Raw genomic sequence first — 3,396 nt, 5'->3', positions numbered from 1 at the left:
TTGTTGGTTCCAACCTGAACGCGACTGCTGATCCAATCGTCAGCGCCACTCGACGCAAAGGCCGCACCAATGCTGGTCAGCGCCTCGTAAATCCTCGCGTTGAAGGCACCCTCAACACGGAATTCACTGCCGACGACGCGGCGACCGACTTCCTGCTGGAGAGCGCCTTTTCCGGCGAGTTCGATCAGGACGGCTTGCTGAAGGCAGGCACGAAAGAGACTGACCTTTCCGTCGAGCGCAAGTGGATCGACGGCACCACCAATATGTTCACCCGCTATTTTGGCTGCCAGGTTTCGGAGTTTGCCCTGACTGCTGAGTTCGGCGGCATCGTGACAGCCGACTTCACGGTCCTTGGCCGTGGCCGCGCTACCCCATCGAACAATGCCATTGCTGGTGCGACCTATGCGGACGCCAGCACTGCGCCGAAGTTCGCTGGTCCTGATGTGAAGAACATCGCCATCGGCGGTCTGGGCGAGGTCGATTATTCGACCCTGAACCTGACCGTGACGCAGGATCGTGCAACGCAGGGCAAGCTAGGTTCCGCATTTGCGCGTGGCATCGGCACTGCTGGTAAAACCATCGAACTGGTCGCCCTGCTCTACCGCAAGGACTTCGGGCCGGAAAACCTCATCCAGAATGGCATCGAGAACCCAGCCGTCAGCATCTCGTTCGACGTGGAATTCAACGGCGCTGGCTACAGGTTCATCATTCCAGCCGCGCAGCCCAGCTTCCCTGAGGATAGCGAAGATGGCGCGAACCAAATGGTCAGCGTGACCTTCTCGCCGCTGGGCGATGCCGTGTCGGGCACCGACATCATGATCCAGAAGCTGCCTCTCGCCTAATAGGTCAGAACAGCTTTTGCGGGGCGGTGGTTATCAGGTTCCACCGCCCCAACCCATGACTGAGCCTCACGATAAATACTGAGCAGCAGGACGCTGCATGGTAAAAACCTGAGGTGTTACATGGAATTTGATTTTGATCTTCCCAGCGTATCTGACGATGAGGTCCGCGAAATTGAGGTTATCAAGGACGGCAAGTGCTATGGCGTTTTCCACGTTAAGCACCAGTTCGTAAACTCGCCCAAGTGGCTGCTGGAATGGAAGCGCGCCACTGCCAAGCTGAGCAAGCGCGAGAGGGATCGCATCGACAATCCCCAGACAGAAGAAGACGTGATGCTGCGCCGTGGCGTCGTGATCCGCATGTTTGTGGAGAACTATGTCACTAAGAGTGCTGGCATTCCTGTGAAGGGAGAAGGCGCTTGGAAGCATACCGCATCCAACCTCGTCGCATATCTTTCCGACAAGCGCGCTTACTGGATTTTTCAGGAGTTGGACGAGTTCAGTTCGGAAGAGAGCAACTTCCAAACAGAAGCCCTTGAGGACGATAAAAAAAACTAACGGACTATCTGCGCTGGCAGCTTTCTCCTGACTTCGCTCGCATGGAGCGACTGGAGAAAGAGGCCAGCGCCGCCATCAAGGCGGGGCGCTTCGAGCATACTTCCGTCATCGAGTTGGCCGAAGCGCAGGCCCATCAGCCTACCCTCCCCCAGCATTGCGAATTCTACTGGAGCGCGTTCCTCGCCATCGGGACGATGCGCGATGTCGGTCTTGCTGCCAGTAAACTGCGCTGGGACGACACCATGAAATATGCTGACAGGTATCGGCTCACCTTGCACGAAGCAGAAATTCTCTGGGCAATCATTCGGGCAATGGACGCTGTAGTCCTATCAGAAGTCAAGGACGACAAGTCAAAGGTCAGCTAGTGCCCCCGATAAATAAGCAGACCCCAATAGCGTGGAGCCTGCTTATTCGATGTCTGACACAACCATCCGCATCACTATCGACGCAACTGGCGCTCAACGTGGTGGCTCACAGGCTGAGCGCGCACTTGATCGAGTAGGAAATTCCAGCAGTCGCCTCAATGGTGCGCTTGGTTCAACGACCATTGGCATCACGACATTCAGTCGTAGCCTAGCCGGTATTAAGGGCGCTGGCGCTGCCGCGATCCTTGCAGGCATCACCCACAAATTCGCTGAAATGGCCGACGCTTCCGCGAACATGGAAGCCAAGCTGCGCCTCGCGACCCGTGGTTTTGCGGACTTCGGACAGGCGCAGGAAGACGTTCGCAGGATCGCCGCTTCCACTCGTAGTGAGTTGACCTCGGCAGCTACGCTTTACGGCAAGCTGATGACCAGCGGTAAGGGTCTGGACGCTTCCCAGCAGCAGATTGCCCGCGCGACCGAAACCGTCACCAAGTCCCTCAAGATCAGCGGCGCAACCGCGGGCGAAACGGCATCCACCGTTCTCCAGCTTGGTCAGGCATTGTCGTCGGGCAAGCTGAATGGCGATGAGTTCCGCTCCCTTGCGGAAAACAGTCCGCGCCTCATGAAGCTGCTTGCGGACAGCATGAATGTGCCCGTTGGGGCTTTGAAGAAGATGGCCAGCGAAGGCCAATTGACCGCCGACATGCTGTTCCGCGCCTTTACCGATACGCGCTTCACCGCCGCGTTGGACGAAGAATTCAAGCAGATGCCGAAGACATTTGGCGATGCATTCACGGCTCTCACCAATCTCGCGACCGTCACGTTTGGCGCGTTCGATCAGGGCGGTGGTTTCAGTCAGGCGCTCTATAATTTCGCCGATCAGGGCAATGACAATATGCGTTCCATCGCGGATGCCGCTGCCGATGCTGGTGCGGAAATCCGTGACAGCTTTGAGGGTCTGGTCGGCACGTTCAAGCCGCTCGAAAACGAGGGCATCAATGCCGCCGATCTGATTTCTGCGCGCTGGCAGGGTCTCCGCAATGAGATCGCAGGCGTCCTTGGCATGATCGATGACGTGCGTAACTTCGGGCGCGGCTACAGTCTCCTTGGCGGCAAGGACAGCGGTGCAGTGATCGAACTGGATGCTCTGCCCACCAACAAATCCGCCCCCAGCGACTATCGCGGTCGTTTCCTTCGCGGTGCTGCCCAATCCCATCGTGATCGCGCACGCGCCAAGCTGGAACGTGCCTATCGTGAGCGCACGGGTGACAACGTGCCCAAGGACTGGAATGACCAGCGCCTGATGGACGAATCTCGCAAGCTGGGTCCGCCTCCGCCGAAGAAGACCGGCGGCAGCGGTCTTCTGCGTCCAACCGCAGGCACTCCAACGGAGAAAAAAGGCAGCGGCAAAAAGACCGATGCAGAGCGCGACACCGAGCGCGCGGCGAAGGCCGCAGCGCGCCAGCAGAAGGCCGCAGAGGAATTCTGGGCGGTCATGGAGGAGAACAGGAAGATCGCGGCGCTCATGCCGGTCGAGGCTGAGAAATATACCGCGCAGATGGATCTCCAGCGCGTCAGTGGCAAGGAACTGACCGCCAGTGAAAAGGAACGCCTGTCCACGCTGATGGACGAAA

General features: G+C 58.2%; 4 protein-coding genes. All 4 read left to right on the top strand.

The genetic code is table 11. The features are described 5' to 3' along the window. On the top strand, positions 1–842 hold an 842-nt coding region (locus tag B2V90_RS11060), incomplete at its 5' end, for a phage tail tube protein (protein ID WP_293921276.1). 120 nt (positions 843–962) lie between these two features. Further along, positions 963–1,397 carry a hypothetical protein gene (locus B2V90_RS11055; RefSeq protein WP_293921274.1) on the top strand — a complete coding sequence of 145 codons (435 nt, stop codon included), beginning with the start codon at positions 963–965 and terminating at the stop codon, positions 1,395–1,397. Between the two features lie 41 nt (positions 1,398–1,438). Beyond that, positions 1,439–1,762 (top strand): phage tail assembly chaperone, encoded by a 324-nt coding sequence (locus B2V90_RS11050; RefSeq protein ID WP_293921272.1) that lies wholly within the window; start codon positions 1,439–1,441, stop codon positions 1,760–1,762. Positions 1,763–1,811: 49 nt separating this feature from the next. Further along, positions 1,812–3,396, top strand: a 1,585-nt coding sequence (locus B2V90_RS11045) for a tape measure protein (protein ID WP_293921270.1), incomplete at its 3' end; no start/stop codon positions are given.

This window comes from Sphingobium sp. UBA5915, assembly GCF_002431195.1.
GTDB classification, from domain to species: domain Bacteria; phylum Pseudomonadota; class Alphaproteobacteria; order Sphingomonadales; family Sphingomonadaceae; genus Sphingobium; species Sphingobium soli.
Note: the sequence above shows the minus strand (reverse complement) of the source record. Positions and strands in the feature narration are given on the sequence as shown.